This window comes from Telmatospirillum siberiense (assembly GCF_002845745.1).
In the GTDB taxonomy this organism is placed as follows: domain Bacteria; phylum Pseudomonadota; class Alphaproteobacteria; order Rhodospirillales; family Magnetospirillaceae; genus Telmatospirillum; species Telmatospirillum siberiense.
Genome location: NZ_PIUM01000003.1, coordinates 66,696 through 91,778, shown reverse-complemented (window position 1 = coordinate 91,778; position 25,083 = coordinate 66,696). Strand labels below are relative to the sequence as shown.

The following is a 25,083-nucleotide window of genomic DNA, read 5'->3' as shown; positions in this document are numbered from 1 at the left end:
TGCGCTTACAGCGCTTCGGCGAGGCGCTGATCGAGCAGCGCCTTTTCCGAGGCCCGGCGGGCGGAGTCCCAGCCCAACTCGGAGGCCATGATGGCGAGGATGCGGGGGGCGGCGTGGATGGCGGCCTGTCTGTCGACCAGGGCCAGCGTCATGCGGCGGATCAAGACGTCGGCGGCGCGAATGGCTTGTTCTCGGCGGACGGCGTAGACCACTTCCGCTTCCAGGAAGGGATGGGCTGGGTGCAGTCTGGTCGCCCATCCTCCGGTAGTCAGGGCGGCGACGACCGGAGCCTGGTCTCCGTAGGCGTGATTCAAGTGATCCGCCACGTCCGCGTCGAGCGCGAAGTCGCGGGCCAGTGCGGCATCGCCGAGAGGATCATATTTGTCGGCGCCCCACAGCGGCATGTCATGCGTGCGGCACGGGCGTGCGTGGGTCAGTCGGGCCGTGGCGATCGCGCGGTCGATGGCTTGTTCGCTCATCAGGCGATAGGTCGTCCACTTCCCGCCGGCGATGGTGACCAGACCGGAGTTGCTTTCGATGATGACGTGATCGCGGGCCAACCGGGATGTGTCGCCCGCTTTGGGATCGAACACCAGCGGACGGATGCCGGCCCATGCCGACAGAACATCTTTTTCGCTGGCGTCCATATTGAAATAGCGGCGGACGTAATCGAGCAGATAGGCGATATCGGCCGGGGATGGACGGGGGTGATCGGTGATTTTCGCCTCTTCATCGGTGGTGCCGATCAAGGCATGGCCTTGCCAGGGCAGGATGAAAAGGACGCGACCGTCATCGGTCCTGGGAATAAGCAGACCGGTTTTCGGCGGAACGAAACGTTTGTCGAGGACGATATGAATGCCCGAGCTGACTTTCAGGATCGGCGGAGCGGAAGGGTCCTCCATGCGGCGGACGCCGTCGGCGAAGGGGCCGGTGGCGTTGATCACCGCGCGGGCGTGGATGTCCCACTGCCGGCCGGTCAGGCTGTCCTTGACGGTGGCGCCGGCGATTCGTCCGTCGGGAGCGTGCAATAAGGTCGTGGCCTCGACATGGTTGGCCAGCAGCGCGCCCTCTCGTTGAGCCGTCATCACCAGGGAAAGCGCCATGCGGGCGTCGGTGAACTGCCCATCATAATAGATGACGCCGGCCTTCAATCCGTCGGCTTTCAGCATGGGAAAGCGGCGGAGGGCTTCCTTGCGGCTGATCAGTCTGGAGTGTCCGATGTTCATTCGCCCGGACAGGAGATCGTAGAGTTTTAGGCCGATGAAAACGTAAGGGACCTGGAGCCAGGAATAGAGCGGTGTGACCAGTGGCAGGCGGTTGCTGAGGTGTGGCGCGTTGCGCAGCAGGGCGCCGCGTTCGTGCAGGGCCTCGCGGACGAGATTGTATTGCGCCTTGTCGAGCCGTTTGATCGCCGCTTCCAGATAGCGCACGCCGCCGTGGACGAGCTTGGTGCTCCGGCTGCTGGTGCCTTCGGCGAAATCGTAGCGTTCGATGAGGGCTGTCTTCAGGCCGCGAGTCGCCGCGTCCAAGGCGATTCCGCATCCCGTGGCGCCACCGCCGATGACCAGCAGATCGAAAGTATCCCCGGACTGTAGCTTTTCGAGAGTTTGTTCCCTCATGACGGTCGCCCCGCTCTTTTGGTCCGCACCTTATAGCCATGATAGATTGACGATTTTCAGAATTCGAACATATCACACATGGTTTCGGTCAAAAACGAAAAAAAAAGAAAATATGAACGTCTGAAAATATGTAATAAATATATAGTTTACTCGTTATAGTTGTGTTTTTTGATGGGTTTATAAGGAAAATATAGTGGAAAAATATGGACTTATTTTGATTCTGACAGAGCTGTTCGCTTGCGTTAATATGATGGTGTGATGTGACGTTCGTTATGGGATCCCACGATGCGTGATTTACCGAAGCCGCCCTCTCTGCCGACCGCGGTAGCCGCTCTGCCGCCGGGACTGAATCGCCGTCAGGCGAACATTGTCCAGACGGCGCAGGCGGACGGCTTCGTCAGTATCGACGGATTGGCGGCGGCTCTCGCCGTTACTCCGCAAACCATTCGGCGCGACATCAACATGCTGTGCGAGATGGGATTGCTGCATCGCTATCATGGCGGAGCCAGCCTGCCCAGCAGCGCGCGGAATATCGACTATCAATCCCGGCGGGGGCTGATGCAGGAGGAAAAGGAGCGCATCGGCCGTCTGGTCGCCCAGCATATTCCGGACGGCGCTTCTCTGTTCCTCAACATCGGAACCACCACGGAGGCGGTGGCCCGCGCGCTCCTCGGGCACCGGGGCTTGCGGATCATCACCAACAACATCAATGTCGCGGTGCAATTGAGCCAGGGGCAGGATTTCGAAATCACCATCGCCGGCGGTCGTTTGCGCCAGGATCTGGCCGTGGTCGGCGAAGCAACCGTCGAATTCATTAATCAGTTCAAGGTGGACTTCGGCATCATCGGTATTTCCGGCATTGATCCGGACGGCACGCTGCTCGACTTCGATTATCGGGAAGTCAAGGTGGCGCAGGCGATCATCGCCAATGCCCGTCAGATCTTCCTGGCGACGGATCACACGAAATTCGGCCGGCCGGCGATGGTCAAGCTCGGCCATATTTCGGTCCTCGACGCCCTGTTCATCGACCGCCCTCCGGCCCAACCCTTCCTCGATATCCTGGCCGAGGAACATGTCTGCCTGCATGTGGTCGATCCGGCGGCGCCATCGCTCGCTTGAGCCCGCGCGCCCCCAAGTCCCGATGCCGTATCCTTATCGGGACTTGGTATTCGTCCAATCTTTCGCGATGACCTCGATTGCCTGAAGCAATCGGCGGAAATCGTCACCGCCGATGGCGCCGATGCAGCCGATGCGGAAGGTATCCGCCTGGCTCAGTTTGCCGGGGTAGATCAGAAATCCCTCAGCGGCCAGCGCCTGATAGAACGCCGGAAAATGGAAGCCCGCGGTGGTGGGATAATGGAAGGTGGCGATGATCGGCGCCTGATCGGCGGGCGATAGGAAGAGCCGGAACCCCAACCGTTCCATTCCCCGGGCGAGGATATCGAAATTTTCCCGGTAGCGTCGAAGGCGGGCTTCGGGCCCTCCCTCCGTTTCCAATTGACGCAGCGCCGCCAGAAGGGCCGCCGCCACCTGGACCGGCGGGGTAAAGCGCCATTGCCCGTTTTTTTCGAACCCCTGCCATTGCTCGTAGAGGTCAAGGCTGAGAGAAGGGTTGTTTCCTTGGGCGGCTCGCAACGCCGTTTTCTCGACGATCGCAAATCCCAGGCCGGGGGCGCCTTCCAGGCATTTGTTGCTCGATGCCATGACCGCCGTGACGGGGGTGCGTCCGATATCGATCTTCAAGGCGCCGAAACTGCTCATCGCGTCGACCAGGAAGGCCTTGCCGTGACGGGCGGTGATGGCGGCGATGGCGCCCAGCGGGTTTTCCAGGCCGGTGGTCGTTTCGCAATGGACCAGGGCGACGTGGGTGATGTCCGGTGTTTCGCGCAACGTCTGTTCAAGAAGATCCGGTTCCACCGCCTGGTTTTCCGGCCAGCGTAACGCCAGGGCACGGCGTCCCAGGCGTTGGGCGATGGTCAGGATCCGTTCGCCGTAGGCGCCGTTGATCAGGACCAGCAGCTTGTCATTGGGGCCGAGCAGCGTCCCGATCGCGGCTTCGACGATGAAGGTGCCGCTTCCCTGCAGGGGGACCGCCACATGGCGGTCTCCTCCGCCGGCCACGGCGAGAAGCCGCTGGCGGATTTCAGCGGTCATGGCGATGAAGGAGTCATCGCGCGAGCCCCAATCGCGCAGCATGGCCTGACGGGTTTCGAGACGGGTGGTCAGCGGCCCGGGAGTGAGCAGAATGGGAACCACCCGGGTCATCTGGGCAGCCCCTCAAGGCGGTTCTGGCGAACGATCAGCCGCCACAACCTCCACCCGGTCAAAATCATTACCAGTGAGGCGCCGATGGCGGCGCCGACCAGAACGGGGGCCAGCCAATTCAACCACGCCAGAGGCCCGAACAGATAAAGCAGGTCGTCTGGGTCGAATCCGAAGGCGCCGGTGTAGGCTTTCACGTCGCCGCCCAGCCTCTGTTCCAGGGCTTCCGACCAATAGCCGCAGAAGAACAGGGCGACGCCGGAAATCAAGCCCAGGGGAATCGACCAGTCGCCCAGGAGATCGGAATTGCGCATTCCTATCCCGATGGCGACGAAAAAGACGGGATTGACGATATTGTCGACCAGGCAATCGAAGGCCCGGCCCTCGGGAGTGGCCATGTTGCCGATACGGGCCAATTCACCGTCGGCGCGGTCCATGAAGGCTGAAAACAGCCAAAGCCACCCCCCCCACCAGGTCCACTCAAGGGTTCCCGGCAACAACGCCGCGCACGCCAGCAAGCCGCTGATCAACCGGACCCAGGTCAGATGATTGGGTGTGACCCCGGTGCCGATGAGCGGCCGCACCAAGGGGCGCGCCAGCTTATGTGTCCATGATCCACCACTCATGCCGTTTTCTCCGGAGATATGTCGTCTTGAGGTGACGCGCCGGCCTTGCCGGCCAGATTGCGTCCCTCGATCCAATGCCAGGCCACGAGACCGGGCACGCCCAAAATAATTTCGCGAACCCTTTTCAGCATCGACAGTTCCAGGGCGGCCTGCTGCTCGATGCCCAGCAGGGCGCAGATCAGCACAAGGCCCCCCTCCTGGACGCCCAGGGCGCCGGGAATGGCAAATCCCAGGGCGCGGAAAGCCTGGCCCAGGCTCTCGACGATCAGACTCTCCCGCCAGCCGACCGGGACTCCGACTACATGGAAGGCGGCCCAGACCTCGGCCCCGCCCAGAAGCCAGGACAGAAAATGGAACCCGGTTCCCAGGCACAGCCGGCGCGGTGATTTATAGAGCGCCACGATGTCCTGATGCAGTCCGGCGACGTCCTTCAGGCCCTTCCAGTTCTGTTTCTCGGCCAAGCGGAGCAGTCCGCGTTCCAACCAGGAGAACAGGCCAAAGCGCTGGACGCAGATGAAAAGGGCGAGCACGCCCAGGGCCACCGATGTTCCGACGATGGTCCAACGGACGATCTGCATGTCCTGGACGCCGATGAGCAGCAGGCCCAGGCCCAGCAGGGTGAATGCCACCTGGCTCAGCATCTCGAGCGTCAGGTCGACTGTCACGCCGGCTCCGGCGGCGCTTAAGGAAACGCCCCGCAGGGCCATCAGGCGCGCGGCGACGAATTCTCCACCGATCTGGGCGACCGGCAGCAGCGCGTTCACTCCCTCGCGGATCAGGCGCAGGCCGAGGAAGGAGAGCGGCGAGGGAGTGGCCGGCGAGATCACGACGGAACGCCAGGCTTGGCCCGAACAGATCATTTGGGGGACGTGCAGGGCGAGGACCAGAACGATCCCCCATCCGGCGGCAAGGATCGCTCGGCCGATGTCGGCTGCTCCGCTCATCATCACCAGGGCGGCGGCGATACCCAGCCCGACGAGCGTGGCGATAATGGCCGACAGTTTCATGACCGTGCCGATCCTTCCGCCAAGAAAGCCTTGAACCGCATGGCGACGTCGGCCGGTCCGATGGTGGGGCGGCCGAGCTTGCTCAGGGAGCCCGGGGTGATGCGGATATGGATCAGGGCGGGGCCGCTATTTTCCCGGGCCTGCCGCAGGGCATGGGCGAAGCCGTCCAGCGTTCGGCAACCTGCGGCGTAACGGTAGCCGCAGGCCAGTGCCACCTGGGCGAAATCCACCGATGCCGAGACCGTGGCCTGTCCCCCGGTTGAATCATGGACGCCATTATCGAGAACGACGTGAAGTAGATTGGCCGGTGCATAGGCGCCGATGGTGGCGAGGTTGCCCATCTTCATCAGCAGGGCGCCGTCGCCGTCGAACACCACAACCTTCTTGCCGGTGTTAAGGGCGACGCCCAGTCCCATGGCGCTGGCGCCGCCCATCGAACCGACCTGGTAGAGATGCTGCGGTCTGTCGGCCAGAGTGAACAGTTCCCGACCGCATTTGCCCGTGGTGGCAATGACCGCCGTTTCCTCGTCGGTCGTGGCAAGGAAACGCTCAAGGACGGCCAGACGCGTCGGCAGGGGACCCTCGGCCGCATCGTCGAAGCGTTTTCCCAAAGGGGGCGCGGCTCGCGGCCCGGTTCGCAGATCTTCCTCGGCGACGCTGCCTTTCGCCATCACCAGCGCATAAGGCAGGTGACGCGCCGCCATCCGTTCGGTTGCCACGGCCAGCACCGGGCCGAGATCCTCGGTGGTTGCGGGGAAGGGGGCCTGTTCCAGGCCGATCAGGGTCAGCAGGTCCTGTGTAATCTGGCCCATGACGGCATGTTGGGGCTCATCCGGAATTCCCGGCTGCCCGCGCCATGTGGTGACGAACAGCGTCGGAATGCGGAAGGGGGCATTGAGGGATGTCAAGGGATTGACCGCATTGCCCAGGCCGGAATTCTGGCACATCACCACTGTACGCCGGCCCGCCAGCCAGGCGCCGGCGGCGATCGCCACGGCCTCGCCTTCACTGGTCGCTCCGACATAGGCCAAAGACCGATCGTTGAGCACCCCGTTGATCAACGGAGTCAGGAAACTGCAGGGTACGCCGGTATAAAAATCGAAGCCTTGCCGGCCCGCCTCGGTAATGAATTGACTTGCCGTAATCATCGGTTCCGTCCCAGAGGTGGAAAGTCCAACGGATGGTTTCCTTAACCTTCCGTTGGACTTTCACCATGATTCAATCAGTTGGTGGGCCAGTTCATCCAGGTTCCTAGATGAAATTCATAGCATCGCCGACGTCGCTCAGAGTATCGACGTCAAGCCAGTGCGCCAGAATATAGTGAATGACCACGTGGTGCTTGGCGCCCAACCGGGAGAGCAGAAGGGGCATATCCGCGTCGTCGAGCAACCCCTCCTTCTCCAGCAGGGCGATTTCCTCGCGGAGCCAGGCGGTCCCTTGCTGTGAAAAGCGGGCGAGACCGATCCATTCTCCGGCGATGTCCTCCGGCGCGATATCGGAGGACATCTCGATCAGATGAGCCGGCTCGTCGTCCAGATAACGCCCCGAGAACCTGAGGTCGGCCCGCACCAGATCGCGAATTCTGCCCGGCGGTTTCATTTTCGCGCCGAGCGCGTCGACGGCCAGGACAATGTCGCCTTGGGCGGCCATCACGCCATCCAGGATATAATCGCGGAACAGAATGTCGCCGTACACGACGATGGCTTCCCCGTCGATCCGGTCGATGGCGCGGCTCAACGAATAGGCTTCCCCGGTTTCGGCGTACCGGTCGTTGTCGACGGTCTGGACGCCGGGAAGCTGCACCGTTTCCTTGCCATAGCCGAGAACCACCGAAATTTCGCGAATTCCGGCGTTGGAAAGGGTATCGGTCAGATGGCGCAGCAAAGGCTGCCCCCGAATGTCGACCATGCATTTGGGACGTTGTCCGGTCAGTTCGCCCAGATCGCCCCCGGTCGCGGCCAGGATGACCGCCTTGGCCGTCGCCCGTGCCGGAAGATAGCGTTTTTCCGCCGCTTCCAGTTCGGCATTGCCGACCAGACGGAAGATGTCCTTGACGCTGGCCACCCGGCCTTCGATGTCGGTCAGGGACTGTGTCTCGAAAATCCGTCGGCTGGTTTCGCGCATGGCGGTGATGGAGGCGCGCAGATTGTGATTGGCCCAGATGATGTTGGAGAGCCCCGCTTCGAGCAGCACCTCGGTCGGCGTGCCGTAATACATGGTCGGCACGATCACCAGGGGGCAGCGCCGTTCCCAATGCTTGGCGAAGGTCAGGATTTCACTGGCCGACGAAAGTTTGGAATGGATCAGAATGGCGTCGGCCCCCGCGGCCCGATAGGCTTCGGCCCGGTGGAGCGCTTCGTCCATGCCATGGCCGGAGATCAGGGCTTCGACCCGGGCGACCAGCACGAAATCATCGTCGGGCTGGCTGTCCTTGCCCGCCTTGATCCGCCCGCAGAATTCGTCGACGTCGGCCAGGGGTTGGCGTTCGCCGATGAAAGAGTTTGTTTTGGGGAACAGCTTGTCCTCGATGCAGACCCCGGCTATTCCCCGTTGGCCGAGTTTTTTCACCAGCCGGCGGACATTATTGAAATTTCCATAACCGGTGTCGCCGTCCACGAGGATCGGCAGGCGGGTCGAATCCGCCATGAATTCAAGAACGTCGAGGACCTGCGTCCAGGATGCCTCATTGCTGTCGCGCAGGCCGAGAGAGGCCGAAATGGTCAGGCCCGAGGCCCAAAGTCCGCGAAAGCCCGCCTCCTCGACGATTTTCGCCGAAAGCCCGTTATGAGCCTCCATCAGGAAGAGCGGGCGGTCAGAGCAGATGTTCTCGCGCAGATCGGCCGATCTGCTGTTCAATTTTCGTGGCGTGATGGATGCCGTGTCCAAATCTTTTTCCCTCGATCATCCTGTCGCTCGATCCGACAGTCGTTCGTTGTTGACAATGCGGCATCGGTCGGTTGGTTGATGCCCACCCAGGCCAAGGAGGTATCCCCTCAGCGCGATCGCCCCCGCCCCCCGGTTTCTCGACCATAGAAAATATCGAAACAGTTCGGTATCGTTTTTTTTAGAAATTATTCACAAAGGTAATTCGAAAAAACAATGTTCCCGCAGGGGAGGTGGGAGATGTTTCCTGTGCGGGAGGGGGGATCCGCCACGAGCTTGCTTCGAAGAGAAGGGACGTGGAACTAAGGATATATTCTTGGTTTCTATTTCCCGTTGATTAGAAGGGGGTGATGTTTGCAACAGTGTCGTCTTTCAGTGTAACATTTTTGTCATATGAAAACCAAAATAAATTGGTGAGAAATGCATGCTGAATATATGGCTATGCAATGTCTTTTGGGAAGGTGCTATAAGAAAAATGTGGTTTTGAACTGAGATGGCCGCCTGCCCTAAGCGGATATGATCTCATGTATATACGATAAGCGTAAAAATGTATTTGTCCACGGTTTATATGTCTGTAAATTGACTGCCTGGACATGGTGAGTACATCGTGTCGGTGAAGCGTTTTCTGGTGTGGGTGAATGCTGGAATCTACAACTTTTGCTTGTAAAAAATCCGTGGCGGCAATTCTGCTTGTCGCCGGTGTCGGGCGCCGGCTGGGGCAGGCCGAGGATCTTCCCAAGGTTCTTTTGGAATTCGGCGGGCAGACCCTGTTGGAACGGCATTTGAAGGCCTTGCGCCTGGGGGGGGTGGGAACCGTATCCCTGACGGTCGGTCATCGCGAGGACGCCATCCGTCGCGAAGTCGGAAAATTGGGGGGGGGCGGACGAGTGCGTTTCGTGACGAATTCCCGCTATCGCGAGGGAAGTCTCGTCTCGCTGTGGGCGCAGCGTGATTTGTTGCGGAGCGACGAGCCGGTGCTGCTGATGGATGGGGACGTCCTCTACGACCAGGCCATCATGTCCCGGCTTTTGACGGCGGACGGCGAGAACATCCTGCTGGTCGATCGCAACATCGAACCGGGTGACGAACCGGTCAAGATTTGTTTTCGGGGTGAGCGCATCGTCGATTTTCGGAAGAAACCCGAACATGCCCACGACTGGCACGGCGAGTCGGTTGGATTTTTCCGGTTTTCGCCGGCAATGGCGGCGGCCTTGGCGGACCGCTGCGAAGACTATGTCGATCGGGGTGAAACCGGTGTCGAATATGAGGAGGCCATTCGCGACCTGATCCTGAGCGAACCTCACCGTTTCCGGGCTGTTGACGTCAGCGATCTGGCATGGACGGAGATCGATTTTGCCGCCGACGTCGCGCGTGCCCGCCAGACTGTCCTCCCACAATTGGCCGGATGAGGCGCTGGTGAGACCGTCTGTTGTTACAGGTCCTCTCGCTGGGGAACAATTGGCGGCTTTCGGTGCCGCCGGATGGCTGTTGGCGCCGGCATTTTTCGATGGCACCGCCATGGCGGAAATATCGGATTGGATTGACGACTTGTCGGCGCGACCCGAAGTCCCCGGCGCGCACTGGGTCTATCATCAGCCGAGTCTGCTCGACCCGGAACAAAAGCTGGTCCAGCGGATCGAGAATTTCTGTCCTCATCATCAGGGCTTCGAGACCTTGGCCCGGCATTCGCTCTTATCGCGTGCCGTATCCCAGCTTCTGAAGGGGCCCTCGGTCCTTTTCAAGGAGAAGATCAATTTCAAGGAGCCGGGCGGGGCCGGCTTCGAGTTGCATCAGGACCAGCAGGCCGGATGGTCCCGCTATGCACCGTTGTTCGTGACGGCGATGGTCTGCGTCGATCCGGCGACGATTAAGAATGGATGCCTGGAGGTGGCTTGCGGCCTTGGCCGCCTGGATCGGCTGATTGCCGACGAATGGCGACCGATCAGCGAAGAGGAGGCCGGCGGCTTCTCCACGCGTCCCTTCCCGACAAACCCGGGTGACGTGATCTTTTTCGATAGTTTTGTGCCGCACGCTTCGCAGGCCAACACCACGCAGTCCCCTCGGCGCATGCTGTTCTTCACCTACAATGGCCTGACTCACGGCGATCAAAGGGACGCCTATCACGTGGCGAAACGCGCGAGTTTTCCACCTGATGTCGAACGGGCTGCTGGCGCCGAATACAAGTTTCGGGTCTGATGCCGGCGCTTCTAAAGCGGGACTCTGCCGCCCGAATTGCGCGGTCGTCGTGCTGGGGGCAGCGTTACCCGGCGTATGGCGGCTTTCCATCCATCCAGTAAGGCGGCTCGGCGATTGGCGGGCAGGAGGGGGTGAAAGACATGCTCCGCATGCCGGGCGGCTGCGATGTCTTCCAGGCCGCCCAACAGCCCGCTTTGCAGTCCGGCCAGACAGGCTGCGCCGATCGCCGTCGACTCGATCGCCGACGGGCGCGCGACCGGGATACCCAGCAGATCGGCGAGGAACTGCATCAGCCAGGAATTGCCGGCCATCCCGCCGTCGACGCGCAATTCGGTGATCGGTTGGGCGGCGTCGGCCAACATGGCGGTCAGCAAATCGTTGGTTTGGTAGCAGACGGCCTCCAGGGCGGCGCGGACGATCTCGGCGATGCCCGTCGTCCGGGTCAGGCCGAAGATGGCACCGCGCGCATCCGGATCCCAATAGGGCGCGCCGAGACCGGTGAAGGCCGGCACGAAGTAGATCCCCGCGTTGCTGCCCAGGCTGGCGGCCAGCTCTTCGGTTTGTCCCGCCGATTGGATGAGATGAAGACTGTCCCGCAGCCATTGGATCGTCGCTCCGGCGACGAAGATGCCGCCTTCCAGCGCATAGGTGGGGACTCCCTCCAAACGATAGGCCAGCGTGGTAAGCAAATGGTGCCGGGAAACCACCGGTGTCGTGCCGGTATTCATCACCATGAAGCAACCCGTCCCGTAGGTGCTTTTCACCATGCCCGGCGAAAAACATGCCTGGCCGACGGTGGCCGCCTGTTGATCTCCGGCCATGCCGCCGATGGTCAGGACGTTCGGGAACAGGCGCTGGGCGGTTTGACCGAAATCGGCGGCATTATCGCGGACGTCGGGCAGCAGAGCCGCCGGAATATCGAACAGATCGAGCAATTCCTCGTCCCACCGCTGGCGATGAATGTCGAACAGCATGGTCCGCGCCGCGTTGGTGGCATCCGTAGCATGCACCGCGCCACCGGTCAGGCGCCAGAGCAGGAAGCAGTCGATCGTGCCGAAGGCCAGGTCACCCTTTCGGGCGGCCTCGCGGGCAAAGGGAACATTGTCGAGCAGCCAGGCGATCTTGCTCGCGGAAAAATAGGGGTCGAGCGGCAGGCCGGTACGATTTTGGACCAGGGGATTCTGCCCCGCGTCGATGAGTGTCCGGCAGCGCCGCGCCGTCCGCCGATCCTGCCAGACGATGGCCGGGGCGATCGGCCGGCCGGTGGCCCGCTCCCATATAATCGTCGTTTCGCGTTGATTGGCGATTCCGATCGTGGCGACCCGCCAGCCCCGTGCGGCGGCAATAGACAGGAGTTCGCGGCAGAGATCGACCACCGATTGCCAAATTTCCTCCGGGTCGTTTTCAACCCAGCCATCGGCCGGAAAATGCTGGGTCACGTCGCGTTGCGCCGTGGCCACGATGCCGCCTTGCGGGTTGAACAAAATGGTCCGCGTGCAAGTGGTGCCCTGATCGATGGCGAGAATGCAATCCATCACCGTTCCTCTCCGTCCTTTTTTGGGCGGATGGTATGGCTGATTGGCGGAGAGAGCAAGGCGCCCTGACAATGACCAGGACAATCGCTTGAACGTTCGCGGCGGATCATCAATCATGAGCGGATGACGAGAACCGCAGCCCCTATCCTGATTGGCCTGTTCGCCTTTCTTTTCCTGCCGCTGTCCAGCGTCAGGGCCGCCGAATCCGAGGTGTGGACGGCGTTCAAGGCCCGTTTCATTTCGGCCGAGGGCCGGGTTGTCGATACCGGCAACGGAAATATTTCCCATAGCGAGGGGCAGGGCTATGCCATGCTGGCCGCCGTCGCCTTTGACGATCCGTCGACATTCCGGCTGCTGAGGGGCTGGACCTATTCCCATCTGGGACACCGGCCGGACGGTCTGTTCTCATGGCGCTGGTCTCCCAGCGACGGCGGTTCGGTTACCGATGAAAACAACGCGACGGACGGCGATCTTCTTATCGCCTGGGCGCTGGCCCGTGCCGCCGAGCGCTGGGGGGACGCCGCATTTCGTGCCGACGCATCCAAGTTGGCCGCTGCGGTTCTGACAAGCGTGGTCCGCACCGTCGGCGGGGTGACGGTGCTGCTTCCTGGTGTCGACGGTTTTGTCCATGACGACCGGCTCGTCCTCAATCCGTCCTATTGGATTTTTCCCGCGTTCACCGAACTCGACAAGGTGATGCCGTCTCCGGAATGGTCGGCGTTGCGGTCGAGCGGCCTCGTCTTGCTGGAAGCCGCGCGGTTTGGTCGGCGGCAATTGCCGTCCGACTGGATTCAACTGTCGACGTCAGCCCCCTCATCCTTACCGCTCGCCCGGCGGCTGGCTCCAGCTCAAGATACTCCTCCGACGTTTGGGTACGACGCCATCCGCGTGCCGCTTTATCTGGTTTGGGGGAAGGAGGGGCGTTCCAGTGTTCTTGACGCGTTTCTCCGCTATTGGGGCGGCTTCGCATCCGTCGCCGGTATCCCGGCAAAAATCGATGTGGAAACCGGAACCGTCACCTCATACTCCCTATCCCGTGGGGGGCAGGCGATCGTTGCCTTGGTCGAGGACAAGGACACAACCTCGGGAGACCGGGCAATTCGCGTGGACGATGATTATTATTCGTCCGTCCTCTTTCTGATGACGCAGGTTGCCGCCATCGACCTGGGGCGTGCCAAGTACTGAGCTAATGGATGATCATGGCGTCGGCGGTAAACACGTAGCCAGTCCCGTAGACCATTTTTATGGGCAACTCGGTATCGCCTTCCTCTTTGATCTTGCGCCGCAACCGGCGCACCAGGGCGTCGAGATTTCTGTCGTCCTGGCGATTCAGGGGGCGCCGCAACGCCTGCGTCAACTCGTCACGGCTGCAGAGATGACCCGCCTTGCGGATCAGCGTTTCGACGAAATACATTTCCGAACCTGTCAGCTTGATCGGCGTCCCGCCGGGAGGGGTCAGGCGCCAAGTGCCCAGGTTCAGCGCCCAGCAGTCTGATTTTTCTTCCGGCTCGTCCAGCATGGCCCGCATGCGGCGCAACAGGCTTCTGACATTCGCCTCGATTTCGCGCAGGCCGACGGGCTTGACCAGATAGATGTCGGCTCCGCTTTCCAATCCCTTGATCCGGTCTTCGGGAGAGTCGTGCGCAGATACCATGATGATGCCGCAGTTCAGATCGAACATCTTGCGAATTTCGGAAGCTAAAATAAATCCGGTGGCACAGTTTGCTCCTTTATCAAGGACGATTACGTCTGGTTTCGGATCTTTCAGGATATCCTGTAGGTTTATACCAAAATCAACGCCAACAACACTAAACCCTTTGGCGGCCAGATAGTCTGATAGATCGACACGAAACTCTATATCGTCATCAATGACGATGATTCTGTTCATGAGACCCTCGAGAGTTATTTCTTGTTTTATTTTATTATGGTTCTGTCCGAAACGATCGGTGTGATCCCGATTTCCGTCTTCGGATTGGATTTAACACCAATGGTTGCAGTGTGGGGCATTCCATAAGGGCGTTCAGGCAGGAGCATGGCTGTTCCATGCCCGCGGATCGGCAGCCCCGTCGGTCGCAGTCAAAGCGGTGAGAAAAAATGACGGCGGCATTGAAGTCGAGCATCGAGGCACGAGCCCTAACGGATTCCGGAACATGGGAAAATTTTACTATGATTGCACGAGTTAGCTGTATTTATCAAGAATGGAAAGAGGTTTCTTATCCGAATGCGGAATCTTTTGTATAAATAGTAAAGTAAATTCTAGGTTGTGCTGGATAAGTGTTCGGTTTCGTATGGTTGCAGTACACATTCTGTATGATGATATAATGTTATGAAAATGATTAAATATTAACAAATATATTTTTTGTTTAAATATTCAAACATATTATTAATATTTAAATGTATTCAAGTGTGTCTAATGTCGCATTCTAATGAATCTTCCTATCTTCCGAATGGCGTTTGAATCCAAGTTTTCCGCCAGTTTGCGGAAATTTCGTCAGAATTAGTTTAATTTTGATACAAAATATAATTTTGTGTTAATTCATATGTGTGCTTATCTGTTTAGAACGTTTTTAGTCGCTGGTGGGTGGCTGTTAAACTTCTTTGTGGATTAAATGTATACTATTCTTCCCTATTTAGTTGTGGATTTTTTGATGGTGCATATAAAGTATTAGTTATGAATATTCGTAATGTTTTTGCTGTTAATGGGGGTTTGTTTTGTGTTTTTTTCTAATTATTTAGTGATTTAACCTATTATTCATTTGAAACTGTGGGTGTGCGCTTATGGTTGATTTCAGGAATGACAGTCCGCGAGAGCCCCGCCAGGACATAGCCAATCTTCTTGAGGCCATTGGCGAGGCCGCTTTCCCGTATCGGGAATTGCGCAGAACACCCGTCGGTGATGAAGCGGCGGCACGGTGGCCGCTGATCCAGTCTCTTGCTCGGGAGGTCATCCGGCCGACCGCTGTAGCCCCGGACAATTCCGCGCAGAAGAGCGATTTGGCGGCTTCCTCGCCTGTCGGTGAGCCGTTGCCGGCGTTGAAGGGTTTCAGTGACTCTCCTCTCTTCTCCTCTTTTTCCCGTTGGGGAAAAGAGCCGACGGGAGCGGAGCATTCGAAGGACGCGCAATCCGCTACGCTTGCGGCGGAATTACGAAACCTGCTGCGCAAGCAATGGGAGGCCGAACGGGAAAAGGCGGCGAATGGTACGGGCGCCGTCTCCTTTGATGAGGCCAATCCATGCCGATCGTAGTTGTCGCATCGGCGAAAGGAGGCGTCGGCAAAACGACGATCGCGGCCAATTTGGCTGTCGCTTTTCGTTCGATGGGATGGGAGGTTCTGGCCGTCGATCTCGATCCGCAGAACAGCCTGCATCTGCATTTTGGTCTTGACCTGCAGGAGCAGGGACTGGGGCCATCGCTGATGTCTAAAAGCGACTGGCGGACCGCCTTGAAAGACGCCCCGCACGGTATCCAGATTCTTCCTTTCGGCATGATGCCCGAGCGGCATCTGGCCCTCACCGAACGTCTGTTCCGCAGAAGAGCGTCCGAATTCGTCGATTATCTGGGCGACTTGGCCAAGCGGCCGGACCACATGGTGGTGGTCGATACCAGCCCGGGCCAGAGTTCCTATTGCGAGAAGGTGCTCGATGTCGCCGATCTCAAATTGACCGTGCTGTTGGCCGACGCGGCATCCTTTGCTGTTTCCGGTATGCACGAGGAGGTCGTCGAGGAGCGTCGTGCCGCAGGAGGTAGGCCGTTGTTCGGCCACTACGTCATCAACCAATATTACCCCAATCGACAGCTCAGCCGTGACGTCCATGCCGTCTTCGAGCAACGCTTCGGCAAGAGCAACGTCAACCGGGTGCATGTCGATCAGGGGGTCGCCGACGCCCTGGCCTACAGGCAGACGGTTCTCTTTCATGATCCCCGCTGCCGGGCGACGCAGGACATCCTGTCTCTTGCCCTGGCCGTCGATCGTCTGGTCGATCCTCATGGCGAAAAGACAGGCGCCAGCGCGGGCGAGGTGGTGCGATGACGCATCCATATCGGGGGGGCGGAGGTTTCCTGTTCCGCATCGCTTTCGTCATCGGCATCGTGTTGTCGGTTCTGGTTGTCCTCTCGCCGCTCGACGTGGAAAACCAGACGATATTCGCAGCCGCGAGCTGCAGCGCCCTTTTTCTGCTGCGGATGAAAACCAGTCGACTGGCGACTTTGGCGCTGGTCTATCTGTCGGTCTGCGTGTCCTGCCGTTACATCCTGTGGCGCGCAACCGATACGCTGGTTTTCACGTCTGCGCTGGAAGCCGTTCTCGGCTATGCGCTGTTCGCCGCCGAATTGCACAACCTCTACACGCTGGTGGTCGGCTACCTCTTCATGTCCTGGGGCCTCGACCGCCGGCCCGTCCCTTTGCCAGATGATTACGCCTCGTGGCCGTCCGTCGACGTCTTCATCCCGACCTACAACGAGTCTCTGGAGATTGTCAGGCGTACCGTGATCGCCGCGCTGCAAATGGATTATCCGGCCAACAAAATGGCCATCCATATCCTCGACGACGGGAGGCGCGAGGAATTCAAGACGTTCGCCCGCTCCATCGGCGCCCATTACATCTGCCGGCCGGACAATAAGCACGCCAAGGCCGGGAATCTCAATCATGCCCTGACGGTCACCCATGGCGATCTGGTGGCGGTTTTCGATTGCGACCATGTGCCGACCCGGGCATTTCTGCAGATGACCGTCGGCTGGTTCCTCAAGGATACGAAGCTCGCCCTGGTCCAGACACCGCATCATTTCTATTCGCGTGATCCCTTCCAGCGCAACGCGGCCGGAGGCGATCAGGCGCCGGAAGAGGGGTTGTTGTTCTACGGCTTGATGCAGGCCGGGCGTGATCTCTGGAATTCGGTGTTGTTCTGCGGATCCTGCGCCCTTCTGAAGCGCTCCGCTCTCAATGAGGTCGGCGGTTTCGCTGTGGAAACAGTGGTGGAGGACGCCCATACCACCATCCGTCTCGCCGCTGCCGGCTACAACACCGCCTATTTGCGAATTCCCCTGGCCAGCGGTCTGGCGACGGAACGTTTGCGAGGACATATCGGTCAGCGCATCCGCTGGGGGCGGGGCATGATGCAGGTGATCCGTCTGGACAATCCCCTGTTCAAACGGGGATTGCGTCTCATGCAGCGCTTTTCCCTGTTTTCCGCCGCAACCTATTTCACCTTCCCGCTGCCGCGGCTGATTTTCCTTTTGGCGCCGCTCGCCTATCTGATCTTCGGGGTCAACATCGTGCGTTCGGGGGTCTATCTGATCGCGGCCTATGCCGTGCCGCATATCCTCCATTCGATCATCACCAACTCCCGCCTTCAGCAGCAGTTCCGCCATTCCTTCTGGAACGAGGTTCACGAAACGACGCTGGCTTTTCATCTGCTGCTGCCGACCATTCTTCCGTTGATCAATCCGCGCGCCGGCAAGTTCAACGTGACCGACAAGGGCGGTTTGATTTTCGATGATTTCTTCGATGCCCGGACCATGACGCCCCATCTGGTGCTGTTCGGTCTGCTGGTGTTGGGGATGGCCTGTGGTGTCGCGAGGTTCGTTCTGGGCTTCGACACCGACAATCCCGGCGTCATCGTAATGAACATGGTCTGGGGCGCCATCAATCTCATGCTGATCGGGGCGGTTCTGGCCGTTGGTCGGGAAAAGCGGCAAATCCGCAAGCATGTCCGTATGGCCCGCCAGCTTCCGGTGGTGGTCTATCTGCCCGAGGGGCAAACCGTCGCCGCCGTGACCCAGGATATATCCTCGGGCGGAGTAAGCGTGGTGGTTTCGGACACGTCGCGGTTTCATCCCGGCGACGAAATAGGACTGGTCTTTCCCGACCAGTTCAAGGAAATCTATTTTTCCTCGCGCATCGCCGCCGTCGAGCGCAACACCATCCGTTTCGAGCTCAGGGATCTGACACAGGAACAGGAAGGTGAGCTCGTCCGACTGGTGTTCGGCCGGGCCGACGCCTGGCTGGACTGGGACAAGCTCGAGGTCGACCGGCCGATGGGATCGGCTTTGTCCATCCTGCGTATTTCGGCCAGCAATCTGCATTTCCCCCGCCGGCACCGTCGGAGACCGGAGACGGAGGTGACGGCCGCGGCGACGGAGGAGCCCGTCGGGAGACGTCGGGAAAGCGCCTTTGCTCCGCTGGTGGCCCTGGTCCTGGGCTGCGCCGTCGGGACGGCGCTCATGATGAGGTCCTTGCCGGTTGACGCCCAGGAGGTGGCTGCTCCCGCTGCGCTGTCGATGCCGGCCGCACTCGATGCCACCGTCTCCGATGGGGGCAATGGCGCCGCCGGCGAAGCGGGATCGGGACGGCGTCACGAACTGATGCGGCTGTCCGATTTCGGATTGTCCGATCCCGTCGAGCTGCGGTCCACCAAAAGCCAGACAGACATTCCCTTTTCCATTCGCCGTGATCTGGTGGTGCAGGGAGCGATGCTCCATCTGGACTACAGCTATTCTCCGGACCTGCTGGCGGAAAGCAGTTCGCTGGCGGTGACGGTGAACGACGAGGTCATCGGAAGTCTGCCGTTGACCAAGGAGGGGGCCAAGGGATCGAGCATCGATCTGCTGGTGCCACCCCTGCTCATCACTGAACATAATGTGCTGCGTTTTTCCTTTGTCGGACATTACGCGCACACATGCGAGGACCCCTTGAGCCCATCATTGTGGGCGCAGGTCAGTCCCAGCAGTTCTCTCGATTTGCAAACCGAGACGCTGTCGTTGCGCAACAATCTTGCAATTCTGCCGCGGCCGTTTTTCGATCCGGACGAGGCCCGCGGTGTCGGTGTGACCTTTGTCTTTGCCCGCAAGCCTTCCAATGCGGCGTTGCAGGCGGCGGGCGTGGTGGCGTCGTGGATGGGGTCGCTCGCAGCTTATCGTGGGGCGCGTTTCAATGCCGTGCTCAACGGGCTGGCGCCCGGCAACAATGTCGTCTTCGCGACCGGAAGCGAGGCTCAGGCCCTGTTGGGTGTTCGTCAGATCGACGGACCGACGCTGTCGATCATGCCCAATCCGGTTGACCCCGACGGTAAACTGCTCCTGGTTCTCGGGCGGGACGGCAACGAACTCGCAACGGCCGCCGCAGGTCTTGTCCTGCACCACGAGTCCTTCAAGGGCAGTACCGCCCTGGTCGCTCCGGTGGAGTTGCCCTTGCGTCAGCCTTATGACGCACCACGATGGATCCCGACCTCCCAGCCGGTCCGTCTGGGAGACATCATGGACCGGCACAATCTGGAACTCACCGGCTTGTTGGGTGGTGTTGTTCGGGCCAATTTTCGTTCGTCGCCAGATCTCTTCAACTGGGGAAACTATACCGTACCGCTTCTGCTGCACTACACGCACGATCAGAGCAACTGGTTGGACGAAAAGAAATCTTATCTCAACGTCTTGTTAAACGGCAGTTTCGTGCGGTCAATCCCTCTGTGGTCGTCGGCGCGCTGGTTGCAGGACATGGTGGGCAATGGTGCGGCGCTGACCACTTCGCGCATCGATCTACAACCGTTCCTGTTCACGGGACGGAACCAGATTCTGTTCAATTTCATCTATGCCCCGGTCAGTGCGGGAAGTTGCCAGATCGCCCTGCCGACGGAGGTGCATGCGAGCATCGATCCGGACTCGACCATCGACTTTTCCGGGATCCCCCATTTCACCCAACTGCCCAACCTGTCCTTTACCGTCAATTCCGGCTTTCCCTTCACCCGTTACGCGGACCTCGCCGAGACCGCCGTCGTCATGCCGGAGAATCCCACCGCCAGCGAGATCGAAGTGTTGATGACGCTTTTCGGGCTATTCGGCGATTCCACCGGCTATCCGGCTTTGCGAGCCACCGTCGTCAAGCCGGACCAGGTCTCGGCGGTGTCGCAAAAGGATCTGATCCTGATCGGCCACGGGTCGTCCTACATGAGCGAGCCCCGCTTCGTATCGGCCCTTGGCCTGGCGCTGGATGACCGCAGCCTGCGGCTTGTCGAGCCGACGGCGGTGCGCCATGTGCTTAACCGGCTGATCGACATCCTGTGGCGCGATCCCTCCCTGCGCCAATCCGATGCCAAGATCGTCGCCCACGCCCTGGCCGACCACGGCGCCGATGTCGCCGCCATGGCCGGCGCTGAATCGCCCTTCGCCCCCCATCGCTCCCTGGTCGCCATCATGGCCCCGGACGAGAGCAGGCTAAGGCTGGTGACCGAGGCGCTTCAATCCCGGCAGCTGCTGCCGCTCATTCAGGAAAATCTGGCCGTCTTCTCCGGTCGGCAGGTCGAAAGTTTCCGCACCGGTGGCACCTACACCACCGGTAGGTTGCCGGCATTCACCTGGTTCCGCTGGCAGTTGGCCGATCACCTGATCGCCGTCATCATCGGCCTGATCGCCGTCGTAGCCCTGCTTTCCTGCCTTACCTACCGTTACCTGACTGCGCTCGCCCGGACGCGCATGGTCGACTTCGAATCGCCGTCGCGGAGGCCCCAATGAGTTATCGTCGTTTCCTGGCCGCATCGATGGTGGCCGCCGCTTCGTTGATCGGCGTGGTCGCAAATGCCCAGTCGCAGCAAAGCGCGGGAGACGACCTGACGCCGGCGCAGCGGCGTCTGGTCGAACAGGCGCGTTACTGGCAGACGCGGGAGAAAACGGAACTGGCGATCGAGGCGTGGTCCCGCCTGCTGGATAGCAGTCGAGACAACTCGCAGGCGCTTTATAATCTTGGACTGCTCGAGGTTTCCCGCAGTCGGGTGGCCGCCGCCCAGCACTATCTCGATCAACTGCGGATGTCCAATCCCGGCAGTCCGCTGGTCGAGGATCTGGCGCAGACGATCAAGCGCGGCCCGATCGATCAGGCGATGATCGATCGGGCCCGATATTCGGCGCAGCGGGGTGAGGTGGAGCGGGCGGTCGAATTCTACCGATCCGCTTTCGGTCGCGCCCGGCCGCCGGCCAATCTCGCCCTCGAATATTATCAGACGCTGGTCGGAACCAAAGTGGGGTGGGCCGAGGCGAAGACGGGGCTGGAGCAATTGGTCGCCGACGCTCCTTCCGATAGCCGGGCCCGGCTGGCGCTCGCCCAGGCACTGACCTATCGTGACGACACCCGTCGCGACGGCATCAGCCGCCTGGCCGTCCTGAGCCGTGATGCCGCGCTCTCCCGGCAGGCAGGTGACGCCTGGAGGCAGGCGCTGCTATGGTTGAGCGCCACACCCGACGACATCGCGCTCTACCGTGATTACCTCTCCCGGGTCGGGCATGACCCGGCGATCGAGCAGAAGCAGGCCGACATCTCCAACCCCAAAAGCGAGGTGGACCCCCGCAGCCGGGCCAGACGTGAAGCCTTCGAGATTCTGCAGCGGGGGGATTTCGCGGTGGCCGCCGAGAGTTTCGAGCATTTGCTCAAGGCGAACCCCGATGATGGGGATGCGCTGGGTGGGCTTGGGGTCATCCGCTTGCGTCAGAACCGCTTCAGCGATGCCTGGGCGCTTCTCGACAAGGCGACCAAAGCGGCTCCTGATCGCGCCGGGCAATGGCAGCAGGCTCTGCAAAGTGCCGCCTACTGGAGTCTGGTCGACGCCGCCAAAGCCGCCCGGGCTCGCGGACGCTTCGCCGAAGCGCAGGAAAAAGCCCAGCAGGCCTTGGGATTCGCTTCCAGGGACGAGGTTACCGCCCTGTCCATTCTGGGGGATGTCCTGATTTCGCAGAACCATCCGGTGGAGGCCGAGAAGGTGTTCCGCACCATTCTCGAACGGAAACCGGACGCCATCGAGGGAATCGGTGGCATGGTGACGGCCATGCGCCGCGAAGGGCGCAACGCCGAAGCTCAACATTATCTCGACGGTCTGCCGCCGATCATCGCCCGCCGGTTCGCCGAGGTGGCCAAGCCCACCGGCAAGCCGGTGAACAATGCCTTGCGTGACGAGGCCTTGGCTGCTGCCCGCAGCGGCGATGACGCCAAGGCCCTGCAAGCCTTCGAGCGGGCTCTGGCCGCGGCTCCCGCCGATCCGTGGTTGCGCCTCGATTATGCCCGCTTTCTCAAGCGGCAAGGCCAGGACAAGCCGGCGCGGGACGTCATCGACGCGATGCTGGGCAACCATCCCGGCTACGAGGCCCAGTATGCCGGCGCCATTTTCTATGACGAGGTCGGCGAGGCCGAGCGTGCGGCGGCATTGCTCCAGCAGGTTCCCTCCAAGCAGCTGCCGTCGACGGCGGGGGCCCTGCGGCAACGGCTTGTCGTCAAGCAGCAGACCGCCGAGGCCGTTCGTCAGGCCCGGGCCGGCGACGCGATCGGTGCCCGCCAACGCCTCCGGCGTCTGGCTGAGAGCGCTTCCACGGTGGAGAGCGTGTCCGCCATTGCTTCGGCTTATTATGACATCGGCGCCAAGGACGAGGCTTTGGCCATCGCTCGCGGTCAATTGGCGCCGGTGGCCGGCACGTCGGGCACGGCCGCCCTGGCCTATGCCTCCCTGTTGGACAAGATGGGGCAGGATGCCGAGGCTCTCGATCAGCTTGTCGCCGCCGAGCGGTTGGGCGGCCTGAGTGACGAGGATCGGAAGTCCATGACCTCCTTGCGGACCGGTCTTGCGATTCGGCAGGCGGATGCTCTGCGTTCGCGTGGCCGTCTGGCGGATGCCTACGACCGGCTTTCGCGGGAACTGTCGACGGGGTCGAACGATTCCGGGTTGCTTTTGGCGCTTGCCCGTCTATACGAGGCCGGGAGCCGGCCACGCGACGCCGAAGGCATCTTCAGTCGGGTGCTGGCCCAGGATCCGCAGAACCGTCAGGCCCTGGCCGGAATGGCGCGCTGTGCGCTCGCCCGGAACGACTATACCCAGGCGGCCAAGCGTCTTGATCAGGCTTTCGCCGTGCATCCTGACGATCCCAATCTCTACGTCATGGCGGCGCAGGTTTACCGCCAGCGCGGTGACGACAGCAAGGCGATGACCATGCTTGAGCGGGCACGGTCCCTGGCCAAGAACGGGACGCTCGACCCGCAGATCCAGACGCCGCCGTCATCCGAGGGCGGTGGGGCTCTGCCCAATAACCCATTCGTCAACCGCAGCAGTCGTGCCGACGAATGGGGGCCGGCGATCCTGGTGGCGATGAACGATGGTGCCGTCATGAGCGATGCCGATCCCTATGCGGGGTGGGCGCCGTTGCTGCGGGCCGGGAACATTGCCGGCGGCGTCCAGGTGGCGCAAGCCGATCTTGTCGGTGATCGTTCGACAGCTTCTTCCAGTCGGATCGACAATCCATTCGGCCTGCCGGCAGTACCCTGGCCGGCGCCGCCGCGCCTTTCCGAGAGCGACACGGCGCCGCCGTCAGAGACATCGCCACTGGCATATCCCGCCGTCCGGGCTCCTGCGCCGGTGAAAAAAGCCGCGCCCGCGCAGCCCGCGCGCAAGACTGTGGAGGCGCAGGCCTCGGCCATTCCCACGCCTCTGTTCCCCGCCGTGCCGTTGCGTATCGATACGGCGGCGACGGCTCGGGCGGTTATCCCGGTTCCGCAATTGCGCTTGGACACGGATCAGGGGGGCAACCAACAGGTTGCCGATGCCGCACCGTCGGCCGAACTGCTCCAGGATATCGACCGGCAGATCGATGATCTGCGCGGCAAGGTGGTTCCCGTCGTCGAGGGAAATTTCAACTATCGCCACCGCGAGGGGGAAACAGGCTTTTCCAGGCTCGACGAAATGGGAGCGACGGTCCGCCATGAGCAGCCGGTGGGGGGCGGCCGCCTGGGGCTTCAGGCTGCCGCGGTCGACCTCAACTCGGGATCGTCCAGTACGGACAGCAATACGTTGCGACGTCTGGGGTCCAACGCCACCGTGGCGGCCGGGGCGATGAAAAACGCCAGTTCCGGACAGCAGAGCGGTGCCGTGGCCGGCATCGACTATCAGTGGGACAACCTGAAAATGGATGTCGGTAGCACGCCGATGGGGTTTCTGACCCACAATCTGGTGGGTGGGGCCAGCTGGGCACCGTCGTTCGCCAACCGGGCCGTAACCGTGACAATGGAGGGACTGCGCCGATCCGTGACCGACAGTCTGCTGTCCTATGCGGGTATTCGGGATCCGCAGACCGGCAAGATCTTCGGCGGTGTCGTCGAAACCGGCGGCAAAGTGATGGTCTCGCACGATAACGGCAAGGCCGGTGTCTACGGTGGAAGCGGCTATTCGGTGCTCAACGGCCAAAATGTCGAGGCGAACCGCAAGCTTTCCGCCAGCGCCGGCGTTTATTTCCGACCGATCAAGCAGGACGGGAAGGAATTCAAGTTTGGTGTTGATCTGTCCACGGAGTTCTTCGAGAGGAACGTCAGCTACTATACCTGGGGGCATGGGGGATATTTCAGTCCGCAGCGCTATGTCCAGCTATCAACTCCGGTCGAGTATAAGAACAAGTGGGGTGAGCTTTCCTATGACCTGACCGGAGCTTTGGGGATCCAGTCCTATTCGCGGAATGCCGTTGCCTATTTCCCGACTTCGAGCACGTTGCAGAGCAACGCCGATGCCCAGGCCAATGGACTTGCCACCTCCTATGCCGCTGAAAGTGTTACCGGTCTTGGTTATAATCTGGGAGCTCGCGCCGAATATCCGCTGACGCCGACGTTGAAGCTGGGGGGGCGTATCAGTGTCAGCAATGCTCATGACTACAACGAACAGTCGGTGTTGATTTTCCTGCGCCAGAGTTTTGGGAACGACTAGTCATCTTTTCCTTTCGGCTCGGGCAAATGCCGCGCCAAAAGAGATAATGACGGGATGGGATGATGGTGGAGTTGGATTTCTGGTCGGAAAGAATAAGAAGTCAACGAGGGAATAAAGACCAATGACGCAACCAAATGGTTCGATTGAGTCGGCGATCGACGCGGTGATGGCGCTGCGTGCCGGCATCATTCCCATTCCCCGCAGCATCAGGCTGCGGGAGGCCATGGCGCAGATGCCGGGT

General features: G+C 60.7%; 17 protein-coding genes. 8 read left to right on the top strand and 9 right to left on the bottom strand.

Annotation, left to right across the window (positions count from 1 at the left end; all coding sequences use genetic code 11):
* Window positions 1-5 precede the first annotated feature (5 nt).
* A complete protein-coding gene (locus tag CWS72_RS04105; RefSeq protein ID WP_101249300.1) occupies window positions 6-1,619 on the bottom strand; it encodes an FAD-dependent oxidoreductase in 1,614 nt (537 codons plus the stop codon).
* 285 nt (window positions 1,620-1,904) lie between these two features.
* On the opposite strand from CWS72_RS04105, the gene CWS72_RS04100 reads away from it, so the two are divergent.
* The gene (locus tag CWS72_RS04100; protein WP_101249299.1) at window positions 1,905-2,738 is read left to right on the top strand and encodes a DeoR/GlpR family DNA-binding transcription regulator; all 834 of its coding nucleotides are present in this window, start codon (window positions 1,905-1,907) and stop codon (window positions 2,736-2,738) included.
* 33 nt (window positions 2,739-2,771) lie between these two features.
* Here the strand turns inward: CWS72_RS04100 and CWS72_RS04095 are convergent, their stop codons facing one another.
* From CWS72_RS04095 to aepX, 5 genes are all read right to left on the bottom strand, one after another.
* Window positions 2,772-3,884, bottom strand: a complete 1,113-nt coding sequence (locus CWS72_RS04095) for a 2-aminoethylphosphonate--pyruvate transaminase (protein WP_101249298.1) — start codon at window positions 3,882-3,884, stop codon at window positions 2,772-2,774.
* Window positions 3,881-4,507, bottom strand: a complete 627-nt coding sequence (locus CWS72_RS04090) for a CDP-alcohol phosphatidyltransferase family protein (protein ID WP_101249297.1) — start codon at window positions 4,505-4,507, stop codon at window positions 3,881-3,883. The genes CWS72_RS04095 and CWS72_RS04090 overlap by 4 nt, the downstream gene beginning before the upstream one ends.
* Window positions 4,504-5,514, bottom strand: a complete 1,011-nt coding sequence (locus CWS72_RS04085; protein WP_101249296.1) for a lysylphosphatidylglycerol synthase domain-containing protein — start codon at window positions 5,512-5,514, stop codon at window positions 4,504-4,506. The genes CWS72_RS04090 and CWS72_RS04085 overlap by 4 nt, the downstream gene beginning before the upstream one ends.
* On the bottom strand, window positions 5,511-6,662 hold the full coding sequence (gene aepY, locus CWS72_RS04080) for a phosphonopyruvate decarboxylase (protein ID WP_101249295.1): 1,152 nt from the start codon (window positions 6,660-6,662) through the stop codon (window positions 5,511-5,513). The genes CWS72_RS04085 and aepY overlap by 4 nt, the downstream gene beginning before the upstream one ends.
* A gap of 103 nt (window positions 6,663-6,765) precedes the next feature.
* Complete coding sequence (gene aepX / locus CWS72_RS04075; RefSeq protein ID WP_241911570.1) at window positions 6,766-8,400, bottom strand: phosphoenolpyruvate mutase; 1,635 nt, start codon at window positions 8,398-8,400, stop codon at window positions 6,766-6,768.
* 635 nt (window positions 8,401-9,035) lie between these two features.
* Between aepX and CWS72_RS04070 the strand changes: the two genes are divergently transcribed.
* Complete coding sequence (locus CWS72_RS04070; RefSeq protein WP_101249294.1) at window positions 9,036-9,806, top strand: phosphocholine cytidylyltransferase family protein; 771 nt, start codon at window positions 9,036-9,038, stop codon at window positions 9,804-9,806.
* A gap of 49 nt (window positions 9,807-9,855) precedes the next feature.
* Window positions 9,856-10,593 carry a phytanoyl-CoA dioxygenase family protein gene (locus tag CWS72_RS04065; RefSeq protein WP_241911569.1) on the top strand — a complete coding sequence of 246 codons (738 nt, stop codon included), beginning with the start codon at window positions 9,856-9,858 and terminating at the stop codon, window positions 10,591-10,593.
* A gap of 11 nt (window positions 10,594-10,604) precedes the next feature.
* Here the strand turns inward: CWS72_RS04065 and glpK are convergent, their stop codons facing one another.
* The gene (gene glpK / locus CWS72_RS04060; RefSeq protein ID WP_199175537.1) at window positions 10,605-12,128 is read right to left on the bottom strand and encodes a glycerol kinase GlpK; all 1,524 of its coding nucleotides are present in this window, start codon (window positions 12,126-12,128) and stop codon (window positions 10,605-10,607) included.
* A 123-nt stretch (window positions 12,129-12,251) separates the two neighbouring features.
* On the opposite strand from glpK, the gene CWS72_RS04055 reads away from it, so the two are divergent.
* Window positions 12,252-13,313 carry a family 8 glycosyl hydrolase gene (locus CWS72_RS04055; protein WP_101249292.1) on the top strand — a complete coding sequence of 354 codons (1,062 nt, stop codon included), beginning with the start codon at window positions 12,252-12,254 and terminating at the stop codon, window positions 13,311-13,313.
* Between the two features lies 1 nt (window position 13,314).
* Here the strand turns inward: CWS72_RS04055 and CWS72_RS04050 are convergent, their stop codons facing one another.
* Window positions 13,315-14,016 (bottom strand): response regulator transcription factor, encoded by a 702-nt coding sequence (locus CWS72_RS04050; RefSeq protein WP_101249291.1) that lies wholly within the window; start codon window positions 14,014-14,016, stop codon window positions 13,315-13,317.
* An 890-nt stretch (window positions 14,017-14,906) separates the two neighbouring features.
* Here CWS72_RS04050 and bcsR point away from each other — a divergent pair.
* The 4 genes from bcsR to CWS72_RS04030 are packed head-to-tail and all read left to right on the top strand — an operon-like array spanning window position 14,907 to window position 24,842.
* On the top strand, window positions 14,907-15,374 hold the full coding sequence (gene bcsR / locus CWS72_RS04045) for a BcsR/BcsP family cellulose biosynthesis protein (RefSeq protein ID WP_101249290.1): 468 nt from the start codon (window positions 14,907-14,909) through the stop codon (window positions 15,372-15,374).
* Complete coding sequence (bcsQ, locus tag CWS72_RS04040) at window positions 15,362-16,159, top strand: cellulose biosynthesis protein BcsQ (RefSeq protein ID WP_101249289.1); 798 nt, start codon at window positions 15,362-15,364, stop codon at window positions 16,157-16,159. The genes bcsR and bcsQ overlap by 13 nt, the downstream gene beginning before the upstream one ends.
* Window positions 16,156-20,628 (top strand): UDP-forming cellulose synthase catalytic subunit, encoded by a 4,473-nt coding sequence (gene bcsA, locus CWS72_RS04035; RefSeq protein ID WP_101249288.1) that lies wholly within the window; start codon window positions 16,156-16,158, stop codon window positions 20,626-20,628. The genes bcsQ and bcsA overlap by 4 nt, the downstream gene beginning before the upstream one ends.
* Complete coding sequence (locus CWS72_RS04030; RefSeq protein ID WP_101249287.1) at window positions 20,625-24,842, top strand: cellulose biosynthesis protein BcsC; 4,218 nt, start codon at window positions 20,625-20,627, stop codon at window positions 24,840-24,842. Before bcsA ends, CWS72_RS04030 begins: the two co-directional genes overlap by 4 nt.
* Here the strand turns inward: CWS72_RS04030 and CWS72_RS27660 are convergent, their stop codons facing one another.
* Window positions 24,843-25,067 carry a hypothetical protein gene (locus CWS72_RS27660; RefSeq protein ID WP_158240501.1) on the bottom strand — a complete coding sequence of 75 codons (225 nt, stop codon included), beginning with the start codon at window positions 25,065-25,067 and terminating at the stop codon, window positions 24,843-24,845.
* Window positions 25,068-25,083 lie beyond the last annotated feature (16 nt).

Coding starts and splice junctions, on each gene's coding strand:
- CWS72_RS04055 (WP_101249292.1), top strand. CDS start 12,252: ATGACGAGAACCGCAGCCCCTATCCTGATTGGCCTGTTCGCCTTTCTT.
- CWS72_RS04100 (WP_101249299.1), top strand. CDS start 1,905: ATGCGTGATTTACCGAAGCCGCCCTCTCTGCCGACCGCGGTAGCCGCT.
- CWS72_RS04090 (WP_101249297.1), bottom strand. CDS start 4,507: ATGAGTGGTGGATCATGGACACATAAGCTGGCGCGCCCCTTGGTGCGG.
- glpK (WP_199175537.1), bottom strand. CDS start 12,128: ATGGATTGCATTCTCGCCATCGATCAGGGCACCACTTGCACGCGGACC.
- bcsA (WP_101249288.1), top strand. CDS start 16,156: ATGACGCATCCATATCGGGGGGGCGGAGGTTTCCTGTTCCGCATCGCT.
- CWS72_RS04070 (WP_101249294.1), top strand. CDS start 9,036: ATGCTGGAATCTACAACTTTTGCTTGTAAAAAATCCGTGGCGGCAATT.
- CWS72_RS04085 (WP_101249296.1), bottom strand. CDS start 5,514: ATGAAACTGTCGGCCATTATCGCCACGCTCGTCGGGCTGGGTATCGCC.
- CWS72_RS27660 (WP_158240501.1), bottom strand. CDS start 25,067: ATGGCCTCCCGCAGCCTGATGCTGCGGGGAATGGGAATGATGCCGGCA.
- CWS72_RS04095 (WP_101249298.1), bottom strand. CDS start 3,884: ATGACCCGGGTGGTTCCCATTCTGCTCACTCCCGGGCCGCTGACCACC.
- CWS72_RS04105 (WP_101249300.1), bottom strand. CDS start 1,619: ATGAGGGAACAAACTCTCGAAAAGCTACAGTCCGGGGATACTTTCGAT.
- bcsQ (WP_101249289.1), top strand. CDS start 15,362: ATGCCGATCGTAGTTGTCGCATCGGCGAAAGGAGGCGTCGGCAAAACG.
- CWS72_RS04030 (WP_101249287.1), top strand. CDS start 20,625: ATGAGTTATCGTCGTTTCCTGGCCGCATCGATGGTGGCCGCCGCTTCG.
- bcsR (WP_101249290.1), top strand. CDS start 14,907: ATGGTTGATTTCAGGAATGACAGTCCGCGAGAGCCCCGCCAGGACATA.
- aepY (WP_101249295.1), bottom strand. CDS start 6,662: ATGATTACGGCAAGTCAATTCATTACCGAGGCGGGCCGGCAAGGCTTC.
- CWS72_RS04050 (WP_101249291.1), bottom strand. CDS start 14,016: ATGAACAGAATCATCGTCATTGATGACGATATAGAGTTTCGTGTCGAT.